The sequence below is a fragment of the Vibrio sp. Makdt genome (assembly GCF_027587015.1).
GTDB lineage: Bacteria > Pseudomonadota > Gammaproteobacteria > Enterobacterales > Vibrionaceae > Vibrio > Vibrio chagasii_B.
This window is the reverse complement of the sequence record NZ_JAPPTH010000003.1, coordinates 57,509-80,918: the sequence shown is the minus strand read 5'-3', so window position 1 is coordinate 80,918 and position 23,410 is coordinate 57,509. Positions and strand designations below refer to the sequence as shown.

The 23,410-nt window shown below is 45.3% G+C and carries 20 protein-coding genes and 1 pseudogene; 4 read left to right on the top strand and 17 right to left on the bottom strand.

The features are described from left to right. Positions 1 to 16 precede the first annotated feature (16 nt). The 3 genes and pseudogenes from clpP to OH460_RS27365 all read right to left on the bottom strand — a co-directional run. On the bottom strand, positions 17 to 643 hold the full coding sequence (gene clpP / locus OH460_RS04500; protein WP_004736080.1) for an ATP-dependent Clp endopeptidase proteolytic subunit ClpP: 627 nt from the start codon (positions 641 to 643) through the stop codon (positions 17 to 19). A gap of 105 nt (positions 644 to 748) precedes the next feature. Next, entirely contained in the window at positions 749 to 2,047 is a 1,299-nt protein-coding gene (tig, locus tag OH460_RS04495) for a trigger factor (RefSeq protein WP_004739926.1), read from the bottom strand. A 294-nt stretch (positions 2,048 to 2,341) separates the two neighbouring features. Continuing rightward, a pseudogene (locus OH460_RS27365) lies at positions 2,342 to 2,524 on the bottom strand (hypothetical protein); the annotation flags it as partial. A gap of 163 nt (positions 2,525 to 2,687) precedes the next feature. Here OH460_RS27365 and OH460_RS04490 point away from each other — a divergent pair. From OH460_RS04490 to OH460_RS04480, 3 genes are all read left to right on the top strand, one after another. Beyond that, a complete protein-coding gene (locus tag OH460_RS04490) occupies positions 2,688 to 4,526 on the top strand; it encodes a sensor histidine kinase (protein ID WP_269995462.1) in 1,839 nt (612 codons plus the stop codon). Between the two features lie 10 nt (positions 4,527 to 4,536). Then, on the top strand, positions 4,537 to 5,886 hold the full coding sequence (locus tag OH460_RS04485; protein ID WP_269995460.1) for a sigma-54-dependent transcriptional regulator: 1,350 nt from the start codon (positions 4,537 to 4,539) through the stop codon (positions 5,884 to 5,886). A gap of 78 nt (positions 5,887 to 5,964) precedes the next feature. Further along, positions 5,965 to 6,138, top strand: coding sequence for a hypothetical protein (locus OH460_RS04480; protein WP_008218379.1), 174 nt, complete (start codon positions 5,965 to 5,967; stop codon positions 6,136 to 6,138). A gap of 54 nt (positions 6,139 to 6,192) precedes the next feature. Here OH460_RS04480 and OH460_RS04475 read toward each other — a convergent pair whose 3' ends face one another. From OH460_RS04475 to prmB, 13 genes are all read right to left on the bottom strand, one after another. Continuing rightward, entirely contained in the window at positions 6,193 to 7,554 is a 1,362-nt protein-coding gene (locus OH460_RS04475; RefSeq protein WP_269995458.1) for a TRAP transporter large permease, read from the bottom strand. Between the two features lie 2 nt (positions 7,555 to 7,556). Continuing rightward, positions 7,557 to 8,282 carry a TRAP transporter small permease gene (locus OH460_RS04470; protein WP_269995456.1) on the bottom strand — a complete coding sequence of 242 codons (726 nt, stop codon included), beginning with the start codon at positions 8,280 to 8,282 and terminating at the stop codon, positions 7,557 to 7,559. A 66-nt stretch (positions 8,283 to 8,348) separates the two neighbouring features. Then, complete coding sequence (locus tag OH460_RS04465; RefSeq protein ID WP_061033666.1) at positions 8,349 to 9,344, bottom strand: TRAP transporter substrate-binding protein; 996 nt, start codon at positions 9,342 to 9,344, stop codon at positions 8,349 to 8,351. Between the two features lie 365 nt (positions 9,345 to 9,709). Then, on the bottom strand, positions 9,710 to 11,077 hold the full coding sequence (gene hflX / locus OH460_RS04460; protein WP_008218370.1) for a GTPase HflX: 1,368 nt from the start codon (positions 11,075 to 11,077) through the stop codon (positions 9,710 to 9,712). Between the two features lie 269 nt (positions 11,078 to 11,346). Then, positions 11,347 to 12,459: an ABC transporter ATP-binding protein gene (locus OH460_RS04455; protein ID WP_269995453.1), complete on the bottom strand. Its 1,113-nt coding sequence runs from the start codon at positions 12,457 to 12,459 to the stop codon at positions 11,347 to 11,349. A 6-nt stretch (positions 12,460 to 12,465) separates the two neighbouring features. Further along, on the bottom strand, positions 12,466 to 13,323 hold the full coding sequence (locus OH460_RS04450) for a carbohydrate ABC transporter permease (RefSeq protein ID WP_008218366.1): 858 nt from the start codon (positions 13,321 to 13,323) through the stop codon (positions 12,466 to 12,468). Next, on the bottom strand, positions 13,320 to 14,258 hold the full coding sequence (locus tag OH460_RS04445; RefSeq protein WP_105059181.1) for a carbohydrate ABC transporter permease: 939 nt from the start codon (positions 14,256 to 14,258) through the stop codon (positions 13,320 to 13,322). Before OH460_RS04445 ends, OH460_RS04450 begins: the two co-directional genes overlap by 4 nt. A gap of 143 nt (positions 14,259 to 14,401) precedes the next feature. Next, on the bottom strand, positions 14,402 to 15,649 hold the full coding sequence (locus tag OH460_RS04440; RefSeq protein WP_137407315.1) for an ABC transporter substrate-binding protein: 1,248 nt from the start codon (positions 15,647 to 15,649) through the stop codon (positions 14,402 to 14,404). A 110-nt stretch (positions 15,650 to 15,759) separates the two neighbouring features. Beyond that, positions 15,760 to 17,205: an ATP-binding protein gene (locus OH460_RS04435; protein WP_269995448.1), complete on the bottom strand. Its 1,446-nt coding sequence runs from the start codon at positions 17,203 to 17,205 to the stop codon at positions 15,760 to 15,762. A gap of 13 nt (positions 17,206 to 17,218) precedes the next feature. After that, entirely contained in the window at positions 17,219 to 17,947 is a 729-nt protein-coding gene (locus OH460_RS04430; protein ID WP_269995446.1) for a response regulator, read from the bottom strand. A gap of 152 nt (positions 17,948 to 18,099) precedes the next feature. Next, positions 18,100 to 19,557: a protein adenylyltransferase SelO gene (locus tag OH460_RS04425; protein WP_269995444.1), complete on the bottom strand. Its 1,458-nt coding sequence runs from the start codon at positions 19,555 to 19,557 to the stop codon at positions 18,100 to 18,102. Between the two features lie 511 nt (positions 19,558 to 20,068). Continuing rightward, entirely contained in the window at positions 20,069 to 20,710 is a 642-nt protein-coding gene (locus OH460_RS04420) for a LysE family translocator (RefSeq protein WP_269995442.1), read from the bottom strand. Positions 20,711 to 21,240: 530 nt separating this feature from the next. Then, entirely contained in the window at positions 21,241 to 22,173 is a 933-nt protein-coding gene (gene prmB / locus OH460_RS04415) for a 50S ribosomal protein L3 N(5)-glutamine methyltransferase (protein ID WP_008218350.1), read from the bottom strand. Positions 22,174 to 22,235: 62 nt separating this feature from the next. Here prmB and smrB point away from each other — a divergent pair, with 62 nt between their 5' ends. Further along, positions 22,236 to 22,766, top strand: a complete 531-nt coding sequence (gene smrB, locus OH460_RS04410; RefSeq protein ID WP_061033674.1) for an endonuclease SmrB — start codon at positions 22,236 to 22,238, stop codon at positions 22,764 to 22,766. A 102-nt stretch (positions 22,767 to 22,868) separates the two neighbouring features. Here the strand turns inward: smrB and sixA are convergent, their stop codons facing one another. Next, the gene (gene sixA, locus OH460_RS04405; protein ID WP_269995438.1) at positions 22,869 to 23,333 is read right to left on the bottom strand and encodes a phosphohistidine phosphatase SixA; all 465 of its coding nucleotides are present in this window, start codon (positions 23,331 to 23,333) and stop codon (positions 22,869 to 22,871) included. Positions 23,334 to 23,410: the final 77 nt, after the last annotated feature.

Below are 23,410 nucleotides of genomic sequence, written 5' to 3'. Positions count from 1 at the left end.
AACAATTGCCCTGCAATTATTGACCGCGGTGATTAAGAACTGAATCCACTAAACCGTATTCTACTGCTTGATCAGCAGACATGAAATTGTCACGATCTGTATCACGCTCAACAACTTCTAGAGGCTGGCCTGTGTGCTCTGCCAATAGTTTGTTTAGCTTCTGTTTGATCGTTAGGATCTCTTGCGCGTGAATCTGAATATCAGACGCTTGGCCTTGGAAGCCGCCAAGTGGCTGGTGAATCATTACACGTGAGTTTGGAAGCACGTGACGCTTACCTGGAGTACCACCCGCTAGTAAGAATGCACCCATAGAGCAAGCTTGCCCCATACATACTGTGCTCACGTTTGGCTTGATGAACTGCATTGTGTCGTAGATAGACATGCCTGCTGTTACGCTACCGCCAGGTGAGTTGATGTAAAGGTAGATATCTTTGTCTGGGTTTTCAGATTCCAAGAAAAGCAGTTGAGCCACGACAAGATTTGCCATGTGGTCTTCCACTTGACCTGTTAAGAAAATGATTCGTTCTTTTAATAGACGAGAATAAATATCGTAAGAACGTTCACCACGGGAAGTCTGTTCAACCACCATAGGAACTAGTGCGTCCATAATCGATGGCATTGTATTTTTTTCTTGGTAGCTCATATTCTTATGTCCCTAAAATAAATGGCCCGAATGATAAAATCATACGGACCATTGTTAGCAGAATTGTCGACCGTACGTCAACCTTCTACGTCAGATATTACTATATTAAGCAGGTTGCTGATTCATTAGCTCGTTGAAGCTAACTTCTTTATCAGAAACTTGAGCTTTAGCGATGATTGCATCAATAGCTTGCTCTTCTAGAGCAACGTTGCGCATGTTGTTCATCATTTGCTCGTTTTGCTCGTAGTAAGCAATAACTTCAGATGGATCTTCGTATGCTGTAGCCATCTCTTCGATGATAGCTTTAACTTTCTCGTCGTCAGCTTTTAGCTCTTCAGTCTTGATTACTTCACCAAGTAGAAGACCTACAACTACGCGACGTTTAGCTTGCTCTTCGAACAGCTCACGTGGAAGTTGGTCAGCAGCTTCAGTGTTGCCACCGAAACGTTGAGCAGCTTGTTGACGTAGAACACCGATCTCTTGATCGATTAGAGCAGAAGGTACGTCGATGTTGTTTTCGTTAACTAGACCGTCGATAGCTTGCTCTTTGATGCGGTTCTTAACAGCTTGCTTAAGCTCACGCTCCATGTTCTTACGAACTTCAGCTTTAAGACCTTCAACGCCGTCAGTTGCGCCGAACTTAGCAACGAATTCTTCGTTTAGTTCTGGAAGTTCACGAGCTTCAACTTTGTTTACTTTGATTGCAAACTTAGCTGCTTTACCTTTTAGGTTTTCAGCGTGGTAATCTTCTGGGAAGTTTACGTCGATTTCGAATTCCATACCTGCTGTTTTACCAACGATACCGTCTTCAAAACCAGGGATCATGCGACCAGCGCCCATCTCTAGTGGGAAGTTCTCAGCTTTACCGCCTTCGAACTCTTCACCGTCGATAGAACCAACGAAGTCGATAGTTGCACGAGAACCAGCGTCAGCTGCAGTGTCAACTTCAGTCCAAGTTGCTTGTTGCTTACGTAGAGTTTCGATCATCTCTTCAACGTCTGCGTCTTTAACTTCTACTGCTGGTTTCTCAACAGTGATGTTTTCTAGACCTTTCAGCTCAACTTCTGGGTAAACTTCAAAAGTTGCGTTGAATACTAGGTCAGCACCTTCGTTGTTTTCAACTGGTGCGAAAGTAGGTGCGCCAGCTGGGTTGATTTTCTCTTTAACGATCGCTTCGATGAAGTGACGTTGCATTACTTCGCCCATCACGTCTTGACGTACTGCTTTGCCGTACATTTTAGCAACCATCTTCATTGGCACTTTGCCTTTACGGAAACCATCGAAACGACGGTTTTTCGCGATGTTGCGTAGTTCAGCTGTAACTGCATCTTCGATGTTAGCAGCAGGAACAGTAATATTAAGACGGCGCTCTAGGCCTTCTAGCGTTTCAACAGTAACTTGCATTATATAAACCTCAAAACTGGCTCAGTAATCTGAGCATATGAGCCGTAACTTAGCTTTAATTCAAAAGCAGACGTTGTTGGCTGCATCCTTGTGTAGTGCTCTATCCGAACACCTAATTTAAAATCGAGCATTGATGTCTGAATTGATTATTCAACCAAACACCAGACTAATCAGCGATATCTTCGTTCTTCACACGTCGATTAAAACGCAATAAAGCTTGTTTTCAGAAACAAGAAAGGTATCTCCGATTAGCCTCAGGACAGAAATTTTAGACGCGACATTCTAGCGATCTGTTTAATCTCTGTCGAGCCGTTCACCTCTGCATGATGATGAATGCTCTAAATTCGTCCAACTAAGTGATACAAAAACGATCAAATCATCACTTAGCACAACAGAAATGGGGACAATAGCGACTTTTTCAAGGGAATCGAGGGCTTTTTTTGCTAAAAACCTTAAAAAGAGATCTTGCTCTTGTTTTACCCCTCAGAGTCGATAACTTTTTCAACAATCCCCGTTACAAACCCTTAACCTACACCCATCTGTTCACTCTCTGCTTTCAGCAAAAACTACCGCTATTTGCTACCATAAACGAGAGAAGACAGGCTTGATTGTTTACCAAAGAAATTAGCGGAGAGCCTTCATGTTTCAAGCTTTTAGAATCCCAATACTGTTAATGGCCACATACAGTTTACTGATGGTGTTTGGCGGTCATTGGGTGTGGAGCACAAGCCATGAAAGTTTGTTAAATGATCATCAATCTAAGCTAGACCGCTTTTCAGTTCATATTTCAAGCCAATTGGATAAGTTCGCGCACATTCCCGAGCTGCTTTCAAAAGACAAAGAGCTGGTCGATGCCCTGCACTCTCCAAGTAACTCTGCGCAAATCGAACTCACTAATCGCTATCTAGAGCACGTAAACTCGGTGATTCAAGCATCCGACACCTACCTACTAGACAGCATCGGCACCACTATTGCAGCCAGTAACTGGAATCAACCACGTTCTTTTATTCGTCGTAACTTTGCTTTCCGCCCCTACTTTCAAGAAGCGATTATTGGCAATGAAAATCAATATTTTGCGCTAGGTTCAACCTCAGGAAAGAGAGGCTATTATTATTCTTACCCCGTCTCCTATGCCGCCGAGATTATTGGCGTCATTGTCGTAAAGATGGATTTATCGCTGATTGAAGCAAGTTGGAAAGGCAAACAGAGTTTTTTTGTTGCTGACGATAAAGACCAGATCGTATTTATGTCGAGCAATCCTGAGTGGCTGTTCAAAAGCCTTCAACCGCTAAGCGAAGCACAACACACTCGAATTCAAGAAAGCAGGCAGTACCTCGATACAAAAATAGAAAGCCTGCACTTCTCTGGTGATTTAGACAGTGCCACCAGTCGTATTGAGTCGCCACACAAACTCGTCCAAGAGCAGTTCTTTAGCTCTTCGCGTTTCCTAGCCGAACCAAAACTCACAATCCGAGTATTTTCTCCAACCCACTTAGTGTGGTGGGACTTGGTTGCTTACCTTGTGGTTTTGAGCCTTATCTTTGCGATTATTTATCTAACGATGCAACTCAATCACCATCGACAACAGAGACGAGCTCAGATAGACAGACTGCAATCCGAAGCCAAGCAAAAGCTAGAGTTTCAAGTGCTTGAACGTACATCGGAGTTGCATGTAGAGATCAAACACCGTATCGAAACCGAGCATGTGCTGAGGCAAACTCAAGACGAGCTCATTCAAGCCGCTAAACTGGCGGTGCTAGGGCAGATGTCAGCGAGCATCAGTCACGAGCTAAATAACCCGCTCGCTGCGATTCGCAGTTATGCCGACAATGGCCGACTCTTCCTTGTCAAAGATAAAACCGATCGAGTCGACGACAACCTATCTCGAATCTCAGCACTCACTGATCGTATGGCGAAAATCAGCCACCAGCTTCGCTCCTTCGCCAAGAAATCCACCGCAGAAGAGCTACACACATTACAAATACTCCCAGTTTTACATTCATCGAAAGAGCTGATGAAGCCACAACTTAAGAGTGAACGAGTTAAGGTCAACGAACTCCCTGAAACCTTTGATGCATGCGTGCTCGCCAACGCTATTCAACTGGAACAGGTGATCATTAATCTACTGACCAACGCAATTCAGGCGATGGAACAACAAGACGACAAACAATTAGCTATTCTGTTAGAGATTAGGGAGTCCGACCATCAACAAGCCATGACCTTGCTGATTCATGTCGATGATAACGGCCCCGGCTTCACCTCCCCTTCGAACGGAAACTTTTTTGAACCCTTCCATACCACCAAGAAAAACGGACTTGGACTTGGACTATCGATTTCTCAACAAATAATCAGCGGAATAAATGGCAAGCTCGTTACCGGAAGCAGCCCTCAAGGTGGTGCTCGATTCAGCATAGAGCTGCCCCTTGTTGAACAAGAACAGCAAGCAAAACTCAGCAATAACCAGAATACAAAGAAGTAAAGGAATCACTATGTGTCACGTCTATTTCATTGATGATGAATCCGAACTAAGAATAGCGATTGAGCAGAGCTTTGAGCTCGCGGATATTGATGCCGAATTCTTTCCCGATGCGGAGTCAGCTTTGCTCGCGATTCAAGAGAACGGGTTACCTCATGTGATCATTACCGATATCTGTCTACCCGGTATCTCTGGCCATGACTTGCTCAACACTGTCATGCATAAAGACAAAGAGATTCCCGTCATCATGATCACAGGACACGGTGACATCTCGATGGCGGTACAAGCGATTCAAGACGGCGCCTACGATTTTATCGAGAAGCCTTTTGCCAATGAGCGCTTAATCGAGACCACCAAACGCGCCATTGAAAAGCGCCAGCTGACCTTGGAAAACCTTGAACTCAAACGCTCACTCAAAGCCAGTAAAACCCTTGGACCAAGAATCATTGGTGATACTCAGTCCATGACTGAGCTTCGCTCTGTGATTACCCATGTCGCTGACACCAACGCCGATATCTTGTTATTTGGAGAGACAGGCACAGGTAAAGAGCTGGTCGCGCGCTCCCTGCATGAGCAAAGCAGCCGCAGGGAACAAAACTTTGTCGCTGTAAACTGTGGTGCCGTTCCTGAAAACCTAATTGAGAGTGAGCTCTACGGTCATGAAAAAGGCGCATTCACAGGTGCAGAGAGTAAACGCGTGGGTAAGTTTGAGTTTGCTCAGGGCGGAACCCTGTTCTTGGATGAAATAGAATCTATGCCGATGCAAGCACAGATACGCCTACTACGTGTGTTGCAAGAACGCGTTATCGAAAGGGTGGGCTCAAACGGATTAGTACCTCTGGATATCCGCGTGATTGCGGCCACTAAAGTCGACCTAAAGAAAGCTGCTGAAGAAGGCACTTTCCGCCAGGATCTCTATTATCGACTTAACGTTGTGACCTTAGATTTGCCACCATTAAGAAGCAGACAAGAAGATATCCCAGCCCTGTTCCATCACTTCTTGTTGGTCGCTGCCGCTCGCTATGGCAAAACTGCCCCAGCTCTTCCACAAGCCGAACTACACGCCCTTTTAGCGCATGATTGGCCAGGAAATGTGCGTGAATTACGTAACACTGCAGAACGTTTTGTCCTTTTAGGTAAGCTTTCTCACCTATCAGATAACGCTAATACAACCGCCCAACAAATGTCTTTGGCCGAGTTAGTATCAGAATTTGAAAAAAACACGTTAAAGCAAGTGCTTATCGAATGTAACGGTAGTATCAAAGAGACAATGGAAAGGCTGCAGCTACCAAGAAAAACACTCTACGATAAGATGCAAAAACATCAGCTATCTAAAGAGTCATTTAAGGCGGAACCAAACTAAATTAGATTTGCGAGCAAGATCACCTATACTTATTTCAATAACAGGATGTTATGCAATAAATATAATAAGGATATGGCTATGGGTGAGAAAACTAGAGTTCCTTCGATTAGCGACACTTTCGAGATAGATGGCATTTACTATACCGATGAACATCTCGACTTAAACACGCCGGAATTGGAAGCGAAAAGAGCGCTATACGAACAGATCAATCCTCATGTTAAGCGAGGAAGACACATAGATGAGGAGGTCTAAAGACCTCCTCATTTTTTATGGATTGAACGCCATGTCAATGAAACGTTCAAGTAACTACTTGGTTATGATCTCCGGTCCCATCAAGGTGGTTGGTAACCATGTCGATACCCAAGGCACGTAAGTTACGATTATCAAGAACAGGAACATTACGCCAACCCAAGGCAGCGCCGCCTTGACCACATTCATCATCGACATCTTCGCAACCCCTGCAGTTACAAACAAGTTGAGTCCCACTGGCGGTGTTATCATCCCTATTTCCATGTTCACCACCATCATGATACCAAGGTGAATTGGGTCAATACCAAGCGCGATAGCAATTGGGAATACTAGCGGAGCAACGATGATCAGAAGGCCTGATGGCTCCATGAACTGACCACCAATCAAGAGCAGTACGTTCACCACAATCAAGAAGGTGATCGGCCCTAAGCCCGCAGAGAGCATAGATTCGGTAATCATCTGAGGAATACGTTCTTCTGTCAGCACATGCTTCAAAATCAGAGCATTAGCAATGATAAACAGCAGCATGATCGTCAGCTTACCCGCATCATAGAGTGTGTCTTTGGTATCTTTATGAAAGAAGGTTTGGAACACTTTAACCAGCGCTGGCTTGGTGTTGCTCCTATCCGCAAACGGCCCCATATCTTTATAGATAAAGTTGGCAATAAAGAAGGCATACACCGCCGCTACTGCAGCTGCTTCTGTCGGAGTAAAGATACCACCGTAGATACCACCAAGAATGATGACGATCAGTAGCAAACCCCAGCTTGCGTCTTTAGCGGCTGCGAACATCTCACCCCAACCCACAAATGGTTGCGCTGGAATCTTCTTAATGCGTGCTGCAATGTAGATAGCGATCATCAACATCACACCAGCCAACAAACCCGGAATCACGCCACCAAGGAACATACGACCTACCGATACATCGGTTGCCGCCGCGTATACCACCATTACGATCGATGGCGGGATCAAAATACCTAAAGTGCCTGCATTACAAATAACCCCTGCAGCAAACTCTTTCGAATAACCGTTTTTGATCATACCTGCGATAACGATACTACCGATCGCCACTACCGTCGCAGGTGAAGAGCCAGACAACGCTGCGAACATCATACATGCCACAACCGACGCCATCGCCAAGCCACCGCGGAACCAGCCAACCATCGCGATAGCAAAGCGGATAATTCGTTTCGCCACGCCACCAGTAGACATAAAGCTCGAGGCCAAGATAAAGAAAGGAATCGCTAACAATGTGTAGTGGCCAGCAAAGGCGTTAAACAGAGTTTGTGCGACCGATGCCAATGACGCATCTGAATGCATCAACAAAAACAGGATGCTTGATAAACCTAAGGAAATCGCAATTGGCACACCGACCAACATAAAAGCAATTACCATCAAAAATAGAAATAACATTGCCATGATTAGTCTTCCTTACCGTTAGGCTTTGTACCCGACGTGCTGGTCTTGTTGTTCGTAGTCGAATCCAATACTGCAGTCGCGTCTTCGTCAGAACCCGCAAGTACATCCGCTTTCAACGCATCCAACTCTTCTTCAGCTTCATGACCTGCAATCATGCGGTCGAGTTTGCCCGTCACAACTTGGTAAGCAACTTGAATGAATCGGAACGTAAGTAATGCCATACCAATCGGCAACGCCATGTAAGGGATAAAGCGTGGTAGTTTCTCGTATCGCTCACCTTCATTCAGCCAGTCAGCTAAGAACTGCAGCATCTCTGGCATTGGGATATCATCGGTTTCATACCATGCGCGATCAGTCGCGAATGGGTACCAATAATTCCATGAACCGATGAGAAGTAAGATTGAAAAGGCAAGACAGCTAGTGACGGCAATTAACGCGTACACTTTGCGTAGCTTTTCAGGGGCAAGGTTGATGATGACATCAACACCAATGTGAAAATGCTTTTTAACGCCGTAAGAAGCGCCAACCAGTACCATCCATGCAAACATGAATACCGTCAGTTCCAATGCCCATAAAATGTTGTCATTGAACGCGTATCGAAAGACCACGTTCGCAAAAGTTAGTAGGGTCATTGCACCCAGAAAGAAGGCTATTAAAGACTCTTCAATTAAATCGGTGACTCTTCCGACTTTGGAAAATAAAGACTGTTCCATTTGAGACTGTTCCATAAAATGCTCCGCTTATAATTGTTTTAATAAAGGGCAGCGGTAGGGAGCCGCCGCCCTATAGCGGTGTTATTGGTTTGAAGCTAATGCTGCATCGATAAGATCTGAACCGATGTCTTTTTCAAACTTCTTCCATACTGGTTGAAGTGCTGTTACCCATGCTTGACGCTGTTCAGGCGTCAACGTACGAACCTCACCACCAGCTTCGATGATGTTGTTTTTGTTCGCTAGGTTAACTTTTGAAGATTCAGCGTTACGAGTTTCAGAGACTTCTTGGACGATGGTGCCAAGCTGTGTACGTACATCTTCAGGTAGGTCTTTCCAGAAGTCGTTTGACGTTACCACTAGGTAATCCAAAATGCCGTGATTGGTTTCAGTCACACCGTCTTGTACTTCGAAGAACTTCTTACCGTAGATGTTTGACCAAGTGTTCTCTTGACCATCGATAACCTTAGTTTGCAGGCCGCCGTATACTTCTTTGAACGACATTTTCTGAGGGTTAGCACCTAACTGCTCAAACTGAGCTACCAATACGTCTGACGCTTGAACACGGAACTTCAAACCTTCTGCATCTGCAGGGGTTAGTAGTGGCTTGTTCGCAGACATCTGCTTCATGCCATTGTGCCAGAATGCCAAACCTTGAAGACCACGACGCTTCATTGCGTTCTTCAGCTTTTCACCAGATTCTGAGTTTTGGAAACGGTCAACGGCTTCTACATCTTCAAACAGGAACGGAAGGTCAAAAATGCGGTATTTCTTAGTGAACTTCTCAAATTTAGACAACGAAGGTGCCGCCATTTGAACATCACCATTTAACAGGGCTTCCAGTACCTTGTTATCATCGTAAAGCGTCGAGTTAGGGAAAACTTGCATACAAGCTTTACCATTCATTTCCGTGTTTACTCGCTCTTCAAGTAGAGAAGCAGCGATGCCTTTCGGGTGCTTATCCGTATTGGTTACATGACTGAATTTAATCACGATTTCACCTGGGTCACAGTTTGCAGCAGCATTAAAACTGGTGAGTGCCAGAGCAGATACAGACAGCAGTGTAAGAGGCTTAAACATTATTATTCTCCTTAGTAAACAAAGCAGCCCTTCAATGGAAACTGCGTGCTTTCACTAAGGCAATTAGCGCGCCATATTGACACAAATCATTAACAACCCTTTAACCATAAGGCTTGGTAATATCGAGCCGCTCATCAGGGAGCTCAGCCAATAATATTAATGGGTGGGAAATGACCCATAGAATATTTATAAATGGGTGAGAGTTGACCAAACTATCAATGATGAAATAGAGGTTTAGAGGACAAATAGAGGTTAGGAGGAAAAAAAAGGCCACCACTTCGGTAAACAAAATGGCAGCCTTATATAGAGATTCTTTAGAGCTGGTTATCTCAATAGGATATTGAAATATTATCTAAAACAGATGATTACGAGTTCTGCATACGCTTTTTAAGTCTTGCTAAATCAATAGCACTTGAACGTACTGTCAGCTTAATGCACTCGTAGTCGTACTCTTCCTTCACCACACTCATATTAGAGCGGATCTCACCGATGATGCCTTGCCCAGAATAAGGAATGGTGATCTCTTCTTCGATCATTCCTTGCTCAGCCACACCCACGATGTACTTATGAAGCTTGGTTATATCAAGTGGGTCGCGAGTTGACGTCAGCATCGCATCTGGGAATTCTTCAATCAGCTCTAACTGCTCTTCTTCGCTCAATCTATCGCACTTGTTCAGTACCAATAGTTTTTCGCTGCCTTCAACACCCACTTGCGCTAATACTTCATGTACCACATCAAGCTGTGCGCGGAATGAAACGTCAGAAGCATCAACCACATAAAGCAGTAGTGACGCGTCGTGTGCTTCTGCAAGCGTTGAGTGGAATGAAGCAACCAGATCATGTGGCAGCTTCTTGATAAAACCAACCGTATCTGACACAAGAATACGCGGCTGAGTGATCGGCTGAAGTGCACGAACTGTGGTATCTAGGGTTGCGAACAGCTTGTCTTCACCACTCACTTCGGTTGCGGTCATTGCACGCATCATCGAAGATTTACCCGCATTGGTGTAACCGACTAGAGCAACGGTGAAAAGTTCCGAACGCTGTGTGCGTCGGTTCTTCATTTCATCTTGTACGCTTACCAGCTCACGCTTAAGCGCAGCAATTTGGTCACGTACTTTACGACGGTCAAGCTCTAGTGAGGTTTCACCAGCACCCTGACCCATTTGACGTTCTTTGTCACCGTCAGCTGTTTCACGAAGTCGAGGTACTAAGTAGTTTAGGCGAGCAATTTCTACTTGCAGACGTGCGGTACGAGTGCGAGCGTGGCGACTGAAAATTTCGATGATGATACCGGTGCGGTCAAACACTTCGACACCTAAGTGAGCCTCAACATTGCGTAATTGAGATGGGCTCAAATCACAGTCAAATACCACAACATCAGCAGTACCAAACTCCACCTCTTCAGATGGCAGGTCATCAAAATCGAGTTCATCAATACCAGCATGAAAATCAAAAGACTCATCAATGAAGTCTTCGTCTTCCACTTCTTGAATCGAACCTTGGTAACCGGTTAGGTGAGCAATTTCTGCAAGCTTACCGGCACCCAATACGTTTTGTCGTTGGGTTGAACTGTGGTGTTGTGACTGAGTACCGACCACTTTAAACCCTAGGGTTGTCACTAATCGAGCAAGTTCAGCAAGAGACTCTTTTGCTTCGTCACCTTTAAAGTCAGGTGTCGTAATAGAGATAAGTAGAGCGTTACTAGCGGAGGGTTTTGCTGTCAGTTTCATGTTTTATTCTGTCTATGCACAAAAGTGCACCTAGTATTGGGTCTAAAGTAGCGCGATCCTACGCTGTTCTCAGTCCGCTTTATAGAGCTAACCGTGACTAATTGGCGATATTATTTCAGTTAATCTGATTATCTCGTTTATCCCTCTGTTTTCATGAGGAAATAAAACAAGCTAAAACAACAAAAAAGACAGCATCACGTTACTTATTATAAGTTAGTGATACTGCCTTTGTTTAAGCTTAGCCTCTCATTGGACTACTGACTCAAAAACTAGAAATCAATTCTCGCTTCAGTCTGTGCATCAAAGAATACCGCTTTCGACAGGTCAAAATGCAGCGGTGCCATCTGCCCTACCGACACTTCAAATTCCGGTGATAAGCGACACGCCACTTCTTGGTCGTTCACCTTCACCATCGCAATCGTATCTGGCCCTGTCGGTTCTAACACTTCCAACTGCAAGTCCAGTTTAGTGGTTGCCGATAGGTCATCGCCTTGCTGCTCAGTAATCTGTTCAGGGCGTAGGCCAATCACCACTTCTTTACCGTCTTGTTCACGCATGCTTTGCGGCAGACGAATATGGTGTTCCTGCTCAGCCGTACCAATAACCTTGATGATCGGGTTCTGCTCTTCGTCGAGATCCACCATAGTCTTGATAAAGTTCATCGATGGTGACCCCATAAAGCCTGCCACAAACATGTTGCTTGGCTTGGTATAGATCTCTTGTGGTGTGCCTAACTGTTGCAGCTCACCATCTTTCATTACTGCGATACGATCAGCTAGCGTCATTGCCTCGATTTGGTCATGGGTGACATAAACAATCGTGGTGTTGAGCTTTTGATGGAGGCGTTTGATCTGGTGGCGCATTTCCACACGCAGCTTCGCATCCAAGTTAGAAAGCGGCTCATCAAACAAGTACAGCTTAGGACGACGGGCCAGTGCTCGTCCCATCGCTACGCGCTGGCGCTGACCACCCGATAGCTGTGAGGGTTTGCGGTCCAGCAGTTGTTCGATTTGCAACATTTCAGCGACTCGATTCACTTCAGCATCGATCTCGTCCTGCGGCATCTTGCGTATCTTTAAGCCGAAGGCGATATTGCCGCGAACCGTCATGTTTGGGTATAGCGCATAAGATTGAAACACCATCGCGATGTCGCGGTCTTTAGGTTCAACCTGAGCCACGTCGACACCATCAATCACTATCTCACCTGAACTAATGTTTTCTAGCCCAGCAATGGTGTTCATTAGGGTGGATTTTCCACACCCCGAAGGGCCGACAAGTATCAAGAACTCCCCCGAATCGATACTAATGTCGATGCCCTTTAACGTTTCGTTGTCCGCGTTGCGATAAGTTTTACGGATCTGTTTTAAATCTAATGTTGCCATGGGTAATTATCCTTTTACTGATCCTGCCGTTAGGCCACGAACAAAATATTTTCCTGCGAAGACATACACCAACAATGTTGGCAGTGCGGCGATGATCGCGGCAGCCATATCGACGTTGTACTCTTTAACACCTGTGCTGGTGTTAACTAAGTTGTTTAATGCTACGGTGATTGGCTGAGTCTCTGAGCCTGAATACACCACCCCAAATAAGAAATCGTTCCAGATAGCGGTAAACTGCCAGATCACCGTCACCATTATGATAGGCGTAGAGATCGGTAATAAGATCTTAAAGAAGATGGTAAAGAAGCCCGCACCATCCAGTTTCGCTGCTTTGATCAACTCATCAGGAATCGAGATGTAGAAGTTACGGAAAAACAGCGTTGTAAACGCCATGCCATAGATAACGTGCACAAGTACCAGACCTACCGTGGTGTTTGCTAATCCCATCTTGCCCAGTACGGTCGCCATTGGTAACAGCACCACTTGGAACGGAATGAAGCAACCGAACAACAGCAAACTAAAAAACAGGTTTGAACCTCGGAACTGCCACTTAGTGACCACATAGCCATTGAATGCGCCTAGTAGTGTTGAGATAGCGACCGCAGGAATCACCATTTGGAATGAGTTCCAGAAATAGCCTTTCACCCCTTCACATTTCACGCCAGTACATGCGCTGTCCCACGCTTTGTACCAAGCATCGAACACCCACTCTTTGGGTAAACTCATCAAGTTACCAGCCTTAATATCTGGCAAGGTTTTGAATGAGGTTAGTACCATTACGAACAGCGGCATTAGGTAAACCAAGCAGAAGAAAAGCAGCGCCGAATAGATAAACATTCGAGCAAAGTTGATGTTGTTCATCATGACTTTTTCTCCCTAAGCTCTGAGTAAAGATAAGGCACCAGAATCGCTAAAATACCGGCAAGCATCATCATCGCACTGGCGGCACCGAGGCCGATTTGTCCACGTGTAAATGAGTGTGCATACATAAATAGCGCCGGAAGATCCGAGGAATACCCTGGGCCACCTGCTGTCATCGCCGTCACAAGGTCGAAGCTCTTAATCGCAATGTGAGAAGTAATGATCACCGCACTGAAAACGACAGGGCGCAAGCAAGGTAAAATGATTTTTAGGTAAATAGTGGGTAAGCTTGCACCATCGATTTGCGCCGCTTTAATGATGGAAGAATCGATACCACGCAGGCCAGCTAAGAACATCGCCATCACAAAGCCTGACGACTGCCAAAGTGCGGCAATCACTAAGGTGTAGACCGCCATTTCAGAGTCAACCAACCAGTCGAATTTAAAGTCGGTAAAGCCCCAATCTTGCATCAATTTCTCAATGCCTAGGCCCGGATTCAAAATCCACTTCCAAGCGGTACCCGTCACGATAAATGACAGTGCCATTGGGTAGAGATAGATGGTACGAATCGCGCCTTCTTGTCGGATGTTTTGGTCAAGCAAAATCGCTAAACCGACACCCAAGACGATAGCAATCACCATGAATAAGATCCCGAACACACCGAGGTTGGTGATTGAGGTGATCCAGCGATCGTTCTCCATCAGCTTTTCATATTGAGTAAAGCCAACAAAATTGAAGCTCGGTAGAAATCGAGAATTAGTAAACGACAGCGCTGCCGTCCAGAATATGTAGCCGTAGATACATACCACGGTCACCAACGCGGTCGGTGCCAACACAATCTTAGGTAACCAATGTTGTAACCTGTCAGCAAAACTGGGCTTTGGTGCAGGCTGGCTCCTTGTCGGTTTTGGAGTCGACTCAGTCAAAACATGCTCCATAACTTTTCCTTGTTGCACAATTAAGCCAATGGCTTACCTCTCGGCACCACATCAGCATCACGCATATCAGAATTGAGGTGAAGAGCGGATAGGCTCCCTACGAACCTACCCACCCTGGGGGTTTGGTACTAGACCAAATGAGATTAGATAGCGGCTTTTACTGCTTTCGCTAACTTAGCTGCTGCCTCTTTAGGATCAGCATCTTTCTCATTGAAGAAGTTGGTCACAACGTCATAGATAGCGCCTTGAGCGTAGCTTGTCGTTGCTAGGCCGTGAGCCATACTCGGTACAAGGTCGCCAGATTCCGCACTTGCTTTGAAGGTTGCCATTGAATCCAACGCACATTGGTCGAACTTAGACATGTCCATATCGAGGCGCACTGGAATCGAGCCTTTGTTTAGGTTGAAGACCTCTTGGAAGTCTTTAGTAAGAATGGTTTTCGCAAGATCTTGTTGCGCTTTTTGATTCTCTTTATCGCCTAGCTCAAAGAAGGCAAAGCTATCGATATTGAAGGTAAATTGGCCGTCAGTGCCCGGAGCTGGTGCACAGATGTAGTCTTTACCTGGCACTTTACCTGCCGCTGTAAACTCGCCCTTCGCCCAGTCACCCATGATTTGCATTGCCGCTTCACCATTGATAACCATTGAGGTTGCTACGTTCCAGTCACGACCTGGAGAGTTGCTGTCGATGTAGTCACGCATCTTTTTGAACTTGGTGAACACTTCGACCATTTTATCGCCAGATAACACGTCCATATCTAGATCAACGAACGCTTTGTTGTAGTCTTCACTACCAAGTACATCAAGTGCCACAGCCTCGAAGACTGTTGCGTCTTGCCAAGGTTGACCGCCGTGCGCCAGAGGGATGAAACCTGCTGCTTTGATCTTATCTGCAGCAACAAAGAACTCATCTAAGGTAGTTGGAACCGTCACACCTGACTTTTCGAGCACTTCTGGGTTTGCCCAAAGCCAGTTAACACGGTGAACGTTCACAGGAACTGCTACGTACTCGCCGTCCCACTTCATCACTTTGGTGACAACAGCAGGCAGTAAATCATCCCACTTTTCTTGTTTCGCGGTTGCATCGAGAGACGTTAGAAAACCTAAACCACCCCACTCCTGAATATCATGACCTTTGATCTGCGCAGCAGATGGCGGGTTACCAGATACTGCTCGTGTTTTTAAAACAGTCATCGCACTTTCACCGCCGCCACCAGCAACAGCGAAATCTTTCCAAGTATGACCTTGTTCTTCAATCATCTCTTTAAGTACTGCAGCGGATTTAGCTTCACCACCAGCAGTCCACCAGTGAAGCACTTCCACTTCACCAGCTTGAGAAAATGTTGAGGCAGCAAGAAGAGATAGAGTAAGTAGGGTTTTATTGATTTTCATTATAATCTTCCATGTTTAGCGGGCTCGTCGCCCGGTTCAATAAAGAGTCTACTTATTCTGATTTATAAGATTGAAACAAAAGGTAAGCTCAATGTAACACAATTGTTACATTAAACTTCTAGGCCGCGTGGGATATAGACTTTGGCTTCTAAGCCGCCTTGACGGGAGTTACGAATAATGAGATCTCCGCCGTGCCCGTGTAGGATATTTCGACAGATTCCGAGCCCTAAACCGTGTCCTTGGTCGTCGGTCGCAAGCCTAAAGTAAGGTTCAAACACCAACTCAAGTTTGTCTTCCGGGATTCCTTTTCCGTAGTCCTGAATCGTTACGATAACCCACACAGAATCGCTACTGATATTAACTTTAGCGGATGTTCCGTATTTCACCGCATTGTCGATAAGGTTAGTCAAAACACGTTTAATCGCTAATGGCTTAGCGACTAGCGGCTCAACCACAATAGGTTCAAACTCTACTAAAGTTTGATGCTGGTTATGCGATTCAATAACCGAAGCAACCATGTCATTAAGGTCGATAATGGCGTTATTTTCATGAAGGTCGGTATCTCTTACTGCTTGCAGAGCACCTTTGACCATCATCTCTAGCTCATCCAAATCCTTGTTGAACTTCTCTTTCTTAACTTCGCTTTCCAACAGCTCAGCTCTCAGCCTAAGCCGAGTTATGGGTGTCTTTAAATCATGAGAGATAGCAGAGAAGAGATGCTCCCTATCGGCCACATAACGACGAATACGCTGCTGCATCCGATTAAACGCGCGAGTCGCCGTGACCAGTTCAGTCGCCCCCTCTTCGTTAAGTGGCGGCTGCTGAATATCCATACTCATTTCATTGGCTGCCCTTGCTAATTTTTTAAGCGGGCGTACTTGGCGGCGAATCATTAAGTAGGTCAACACCAGCAGAATCAACGTTGAAGAGAGTAAGAAGATCACCTGCTCACGACCGAGAATGGTGTCATCAAGTTTTACATAGGGTGCAGGTAACAGTGCTGCAATGTAAACCCATTCATGGCTGGCTAACTCAATCTGAACAACCAGAATCGGCGGATTGAGAGGCTCTAAGGTTAAGGTATGATGCGCCCACGATCGCGGGAGATCGCTCAAGTAGATGTCATTTTTAAGCAAACGAAGATGTTCTGGGCGAGAGAAATCAACGCGTACCGACTCCACCTTGTTGAGCTTGCTACTCAAGACACTCTCTATCGCTTCAATCGATGCGGTTTTTAAGCGGGTATCGGGAATCGGTTCAACAATCAAAGCCTCTTTATTGAAAGAGACGAAGAAACGTGTGCCACCCATGTTTCGAATTTGGTCTAACACGATATGGCGATATTTGACGGGCAGAGACTGGAAGAAAGTCACTGTTGAAGCAAACATGTTCGCCATGCTCGATGAAGCGGAGCGAATACCCTCCAGTTCTTTTTGTTTGGATTCGCCATACCAAATCGACGTTGCAATGCCCTGAGCGATGACGACGGCTAGCAAGGTCAAAAGCAAGGTTCTAGCAACTAACGAGTTTGGCTTTAAACTTCTCAACCACTTCATACGGACTTCTTACTCAGTGCTCATACTGAACAGGTACAGCCAAGATATAGCCATTACCACGCATGGTTTTGATGTAGTGCGGGTATTTAGCGCTATCTCCTAACCTGCTTCTCAAACGGCTTAACTGAACATCAATGCCACGCTCAAAAGGCAGTGCTTCACGTCCTCTGGTCGCAAAAGAAATAGTATCTCGGTCTAACACTTCGTTTGGACGAGTTAGGAACAGCATTAACAGTGAGAAGTCACTGCCTGACAAGTCCATCTCTTCGGCGCTTTCGTTGTGAGAGATTCGGTGTGCAAGAGTATCGAGTGTCCAATCACCAAAGATGATCTGTTTAGGCAATGCGTCGCTCGGCTTGTCATCGACCACTTGAACACGTCGTAACAAGGCTTTAATTCGTGCCATTAATTGGCGGGGACTAAACGGCTTAGCGATATAATCATCGGCACCAATTTCCAAGCCAATGATCTGATCGGTTTCATCGGACACTGCAGTCAGCATAATGATAGGCACATTGGAGTTTCTACGGACGCGCTGACACAGGGTAAAACCATCATCACCGGGAAGCATCACGTCAAGAAGTATCAGGTCAGGGTAACCTTGGTTTTGTAGGTGAGTCTCTAGTTCAACCCCATCTCCAACCGAAGAGACATCGAAACCCGATTTTGTAAGGTACTCTTCCAGCAACTCGCGGATTTCTTGATCATCATCCACCACGAGAATTCGAGTATTTGTTGGCATCGCCCAAACCTATAAAATTTACAACTTATTCACATAGTGTATAGGCAGGTCGAGTATTTGATTATTGATATGTTTGTAAAATTAGAAGAACAAACAGATAGAGATCACAACTAAGCGACCGCTATCTGTTGGTTTTGTACTGGTAAGCCAATTTAAGACGAGCAGCTAATCTCCATCCCTTTACCCCATTCCGGTGGTAAAGCAGCTAAGTATTCGTAATCAGGGTGCTCCGCATATGGGTCTGCGAGTACTACCATCAGAGCATCAACATCGCTACTATCACCACGTTCGGCCCTTTCAATCGCAAGTTGAGCCAAATAGTTTCTAAGAATGTATTTAGGATTTACCTGCCTCATCTTTTCGCAGCGCTCTGTAGCTGAACTCTCCTCAAGTTCACAACGTTGCAAGTAGTTATCTAACCATAGCTTCGCTGCATCACGATCGATGACCAAATCAATGACTTCCTGAGCAGGCAAAGTGTCTAGGTTCGACAGAGTTCTAAAGAACCTTGGGTAATCGACTTTGTTTTGCGACATCAATTCGAACATAGACTCAAACAAGCGGCTGTCGCCTTCTTGCTTGGAAAGCAGACCAAGCTTTCGGCGCATCAGTTGGCTGAAATAACCGTTCATTTGTGGCTCGTATTGTTCCAATGCCGCCTCTAAATCAGCCCTTTCCACCAGCGGTGACAACGAGTGTGCCAATGCCGATAAATTCCACATCCCGATTCTTGGTTGCTGATTGAACGCATAACGCCCTTGATAGTCGGAGTGATTGCAAATCAATCTCGGGTCATATTCATCTAGGAATGCAAATGGACCGTAATCGAAGGTTTGTCCAATGATCGACATGTTATCCGTGTTCATCACCCCGTGAGCAAAGCCATTTGCTTGCCACAACGCAATCATCTCTGCGGTGCGGTCAACAATTTGATTAAACATAGCAGCGTATGGCTTTTCTTCATCTAGGCACTCAGGGAAGTGCCACTCGATGATTTTGTCGGCCAACAACTTATGTTCGGCCAACTGATTGGTATAAAACAGATGTTCAAAGTGACCGAAACGAATGTGTGATTCAGCAGCACGCACCAACAATGCGCCCCACTCTTGCTTTTCTCGATAAACAGGCGTGTCGCTGGTCATCATGGCTAATGCACGTGTGGTGGGGATATTAAGCCCTGCCATTGCTTCACTGCACAAATACTCGCGCACAGTCGATCGGATAACCGCGCGCCCGTCACCCATGCGCGAATACGGTGTTTTCCCTGCACCTTTTAGGTGTAAGTCGAACGTTTCACCACTTTTAGCGACAACTTGAGCTAACAACAATCCTCTTCCGTCGCCCAAATCAGGGTTATAAGCACCAAACTGGTGGCCTGCGTATTTCATCGCTAACGGAGAAAATTGCTCTGGTTCCACATTGCCAGATAAGGTATCCAGTAATTCTTCTGAAGCACTCTCAAATGACGGAAAGCCGAGTTCAGTGGCAAGGTTTTGATTCCAGGCGAGCCATTGGACATTGCTTAACGGAGTTGGTTGGATTGGGGTATAGAACAGTCGAGGTAATGCAGTAAATCGATTGTTAAATGAAATAGAATCCCAGACAGACATGAGAGACACACTGTAAATAAAAGATAATTTAAGATTATCACAGTTTAGTAACAACTTCAGATCAGGTTACACGATTAGCTTTGTGCGAAAGTTGGCTTTGTTGCCCTATGAAATGTAGTTTTTACTAAGAAGAAGGACGCGTTTAGGAAAAGGTTAAGTGGCTAAGCTGGTGAGAAAAGCCACATTTATAGGAGGAAGAGTTCTAACTTTGAAAACTTTTTTACAAGTATGTTCATAATGAAAACTGGAAATATAGAGCCATTTAGCTGACTACATTAGAGCAAGAATACCCACTAGAGAAAGGGTAGAGAAAATCCAAGTACGGCTGATAACGCCAAAGTTACTGTGTTGAATCATTTCTTGATGCTGCATATGCCTCTCCTTGAGAACGTGATGGTGTAACTACAATATATCGGCTTTTTGTTAAAAGCAGCAAGCATATTAATGTTAACCTTTTATGACAGCACCAAGAAGTTTCTGTAACTATTCACCCCTTCGATAAATCATAGAGTTAAGCTCGACTTGTCGTTGAAAGCAGCGCTCCAGCTCCAATAAACACGCCACCTGTTACACGATTGAAAACCTTAGCTCGGCCTTTCGCGAACAACCAGTTCGACGACTTTGAACCTAAATACGCGTAGACCAATAACCAAGACAACTCCATCACAGCAAAGGTTAAAGCAAACACAGCAAACTGCGGTAATAGCGCGAGTGATGGGTCAATAAACTGCGGGAAAAGTGCGGTAAAAAACAGAATCGCTTTAGGATTACTGGCACCGACGATAAAGCCACTTACGTAGTGAGAAACGATACTCTCTTTAACGACTTTAGAGTCTGATTGCTGACTCGGTAGTTGGTCATAATCTTGCTGACTCGAGCGCAACGATTTCCATCCGAGGAAGATAAGATAAGCCGCCCCCGTCCATTTAATGACATTAAATACCACTTCAGAAGAAGCAATAATTACTCCGAGTCCCGTAAACGATAGCGTGAGAATTCCGGTAATCGCCGTTAGGCTACCTAAAGCAGTAAATATCGATAATTTGAAGCCTGATTGCACACCTTTGGTCATGCACAATAAAGAACTTGGGCCTGGGGATGCCGTCAAAATCAGCACGGCTAACAGGTAGTAGATCCATGTATCAAAGCTCATCGTGAATTCTCCTTAACTCACTAGGGCGTGTTGACCTTTCGTGGTTGAATTTTGTTCGAGATAAAAGCGTTTTAATCGCGGCGAGGGAGAAGTAGCCTAGTCACTCTAAGCAAATATCCCTCAACAAAGAGTAAAACGCTTTTAGCCGAACCCTTTGGGCAGCGTTTGCTGGTCATTTCTACTACGTTATCGGCATCTCATGTAGGCTAGCTACACATCAAAGCCTCTGCCTTGTATAAATACCCAGCAACTCGCTGCAAAAACCAGCTCGAAAGGTCAACACGCCCTTAAATATAAATATTGAGCTCCAATATGAATTAGATGTGCAACTTGATCAACTTCACCCCACAGCTTTCGTTCGCACTGAACGGCACTTCACATTATAAAATCGCTAAACGAGCAGCGTAATATTCTAGCCTGATAAAAAATAGTAAAACCATTATTCAAAGATAAAGGCAAACTAAGTATGACTCGCCAAAAACAAAAAAGCCGCACTGTTCAGTGCGGCTTTGATTCAATCATTGGGCTAATTAGTCTTTGTAGATAGAGAACTCATCAGCGCAAGCAACAAGCTGCTCACGAGTGATCATGAATACACCGTGACCACCATTAGAGAATTCAATCCAAGTGAATGGAATCTCTGGGTACTGATCCATCATGTGAACCATTGAGTTACCTACTTCACAGATAAGAATACCATCGTCAGTTAGGTAATCTGGCGCGTTAGCTAGGATGCGGCGAACCAGTTTCAGGCCATCAGTACCTGCAGCTAGGCCAAGTTCTGGCTCGTGAGTGAACTCATCTGGCAGGCTGTTCATATCTTCCTCATCCACGTATGGTGGGTTAGATACGATCAGGTTGTATTTCTCTTTTGGCAGATCACGGAACAGATCAGAACGGATTGGGAACACTTGTTGCTCCATGCCGTGATCTTGAACGTTCTGCTCTGCAACTTGCAATGCATCAGTAGAGATGTCAATTGCGTCAACTTCTGCTTCAGGGAATGCGTGTGCACAAGCGATAGCAATACAGCCACTGCCCGTACAAAGGTCCATGATGCGAGTCGGCTCTTCAGTTAACCAAGGTTGGAATTGAGCTTCAATAAGCTCACCAATTGGAGAGCGAGGCACAAGAACACGCTCATCAACGAAGAACTCAAGACCACAGAACCAAGCTTTGTTCGTTAGGTAAGCCGTTGGTGTACGATCATTGATACGCTTGATTACACGCTCAACAATGCGTAGACGTTCGCTGCTCGTTAGACGAGAGTTCAATACATGTGAAGGAACATCAATCGGCAGATAAAGAGTTGGTAAAATAAGTTGTACCGCCTCATCCCACGCATTATCAGTGCCGTGACCATAAAATAGGCCCGCTGCATTGAAGCGGCTAACAGTCCAACGAATCACATCTTGAAGCGTGTGTAGTTCTGATACCGCTTCTTCTACAAAAATCTTATCCAAAATTGTCTCCGAAAAGCGCTACAATACTGCTAATTACGTTTCAAATTAGAATTCATAACCTGATGAGCAAAAAAGACACCGATTTCGATGACGATTTCGCCCTGTTCAGCGATGCAGTAAAGGGCGTTAAAAAGTTGCAACAGGATACCATAATCCAGCAGCCAAAAAGAAATGCCAAACAAAAAGAAATTACTCGAACGGCAAGACAAGCCAGTGACAGCGAGTTTTATTTCTCAGATGAGTTCATTCCGCACCTTAGCGAAGAGGGTCCAACACGCTATGCGCGTGACGATGTCTCCAAGTATGAAGTGAAACGACTTCGTCGTGGTGTCTATGTACCAGACGTCTATCTGGATATGCACGGCATGACGCAGCAAGAAGCCAAACGCGAGCTTGGCGCCATGATCGCACATTGTGTGAAAGAAGGTGTCGCGTGTGCCTGCGTTCAACACGGCATCGGTAAGCACATCTTAAAAGAGAAAGTGCCTTTGTGGCTGGCTCAACATCCAGATGTAATGGCTTTTCACCAAGCACCTCTTGAATTTGGCGGCAATGGTGCACTGTTAGTGTTGCTCTCTATCCCAGAGAAATAGAACGAGTCGTAAGCACATCACACCAAATAACAAAGGGCACCTCAATTACTGAGGTGCCCTTTTCTATTCTGGCTGTCGCTCTATGTTCTCTCAAACCCTAAGTTATGGGTTGATGTTCCACAGCAGCTCGCCTTTTTGTGTCTCAAGGTCGAATTCAATACACGCTAAACCTGATGTTGGGAACATCGGCGGCGCCATACCGGTAGCAAATTCTGCTGTTAAATAGCCCACTAGAGGTAAATGAGAAACAAATAAAATGGTCTCTAGCTTTTCTACTTCAGCCATTGCCAAGGTCAAATCAAACACATCGTCAGACATTCCATAAGGCGTGATGTCATCACAGGTTTCCACTTTCGTTCCAGAAAACGCCTGAGATATCTCTAACCACGTTTCTTGCGCCCTCAAGTATGGGCTCACAAGCACTTTATCAAACTGGCTAATGCCCTGCTCATTTGCAGCTTGAGCCACCGCAAGAGAAGCCATTTTACCGCGCCTAGTTAACGCTCGTTCTGCGTCCGAGTTAGCAAAATGCTCTGCTTCACCGTGGCGCATTATGAATATTTTCATGTTCTGTCCTGTCTACGTAACATTTCGAAAGTCGATATATCCCATATCAGCGATACGCTACTTAGCGTTTGGCCCTC

Bases quoted from the DNA above. Each gene is read 5' to 3' on its own strand.
- OH460_RS04455 (WP_269995453.1), bottom strand. From the start codon at position 12,459: ATGGCAACATTAGATTTAAAACAGATCCGTAAAACTTATCGCAACGCG.
- hflX (WP_008218370.1), bottom strand. From the start codon at position 11,077: ATGAAACTGACAGCAAAACCCTCCGCTAGTAACGCTCTACTTATCTCT.
- OH460_RS04470 (WP_269995456.1), bottom strand. From the start codon at position 8,282: ATGGAACAGTCTCAAATGGAACAGTCTTTATTTTCCAAAGTCGGAAGA.
- OH460_RS04485 (WP_269995460.1), top strand. From the start codon at position 4,537: ATGTGTCACGTCTATTTCATTGATGATGAATCCGAACTAAGAATAGCG.
- OH460_RS04420 (WP_269995442.1), bottom strand. From the start codon at position 20,710: ATGAGCTTTGATACATGGATCTACTACCTGTTAGCCGTGCTGATTTTG.
- tig (WP_004739926.1), bottom strand. From the start codon at position 2,047: ATGCAAGTTACTGTTGAAACGCTAGAAGGCCTAGAGCGCCGTCTTAAT.
- OH460_RS04480 (WP_008218379.1), top strand. From the start codon at position 5,965: ATGGGTGAGAAAACTAGAGTTCCTTCGATTAGCGACACTTTCGAGATA.
- OH460_RS04475 (WP_269995458.1), bottom strand. From the start codon at position 7,554: ATGGCAATGTTATTTCTATTTTTGATGGTAATTGCTTTTATGTTGGTC.
- clpP (WP_004736080.1), bottom strand. From the start codon at position 643: ATGAGCTACCAAGAAAAAAATACAATGCCATCGATTATGGACGCACTA.
- OH460_RS04465 (WP_061033666.1), bottom strand. From the start codon at position 9,344: ATGTTTAAGCCTCTTACACTGCTGTCTGTATCTGCTCTGGCACTCACC.
- OH460_RS04425 (WP_269995444.1), bottom strand. From the start codon at position 19,557: ATGTCTGTCTGGGATTCTATTTCATTTAACAATCGATTTACTGCATTA.
- OH460_RS04430 (WP_269995446.1), bottom strand. From the start codon at position 17,947: ATGCCAACAAATACTCGAATTCTCGTGGTGGATGATGATCAAGAAATC.
- OH460_RS04490 (WP_269995462.1), top strand. From the start codon at position 2,688: ATGTTTCAAGCTTTTAGAATCCCAATACTGTTAATGGCCACATACAGT.
- sixA (WP_269995438.1), bottom strand. From the start codon at position 23,333: ATGAAAATATTCATAATGCGCCACGGTGAAGCAGAGCATTTTGCTAAC.
- OH460_RS04445 (WP_105059181.1), bottom strand. From the start codon at position 14,258: ATGGAGCATGTTTTGACTGAGTCGACTCCAAAACCGACAAGGAGCCAG.
- OH460_RS04435 (WP_269995448.1), bottom strand. From the start codon at position 17,205: ATGAAGTGGTTGAGAAGTTTAAAGCCAAACTCGTTAGTTGCTAGAACC.
- OH460_RS04450 (WP_008218366.1), bottom strand. From the start codon at position 13,323: ATGATGAACAACATCAACTTTGCTCGAATGTTTATCTATTCGGCGCTG.
- OH460_RS04440 (WP_137407315.1), bottom strand. From the start codon at position 15,649: ATGAAAATCAATAAAACCCTACTTACTCTATCTCTTCTTGCTGCCTCA.
- smrB (WP_061033674.1), top strand. From the start codon at position 22,236: ATGAGCAAAAAAGACACCGATTTCGATGACGATTTCGCCCTGTTCAGC.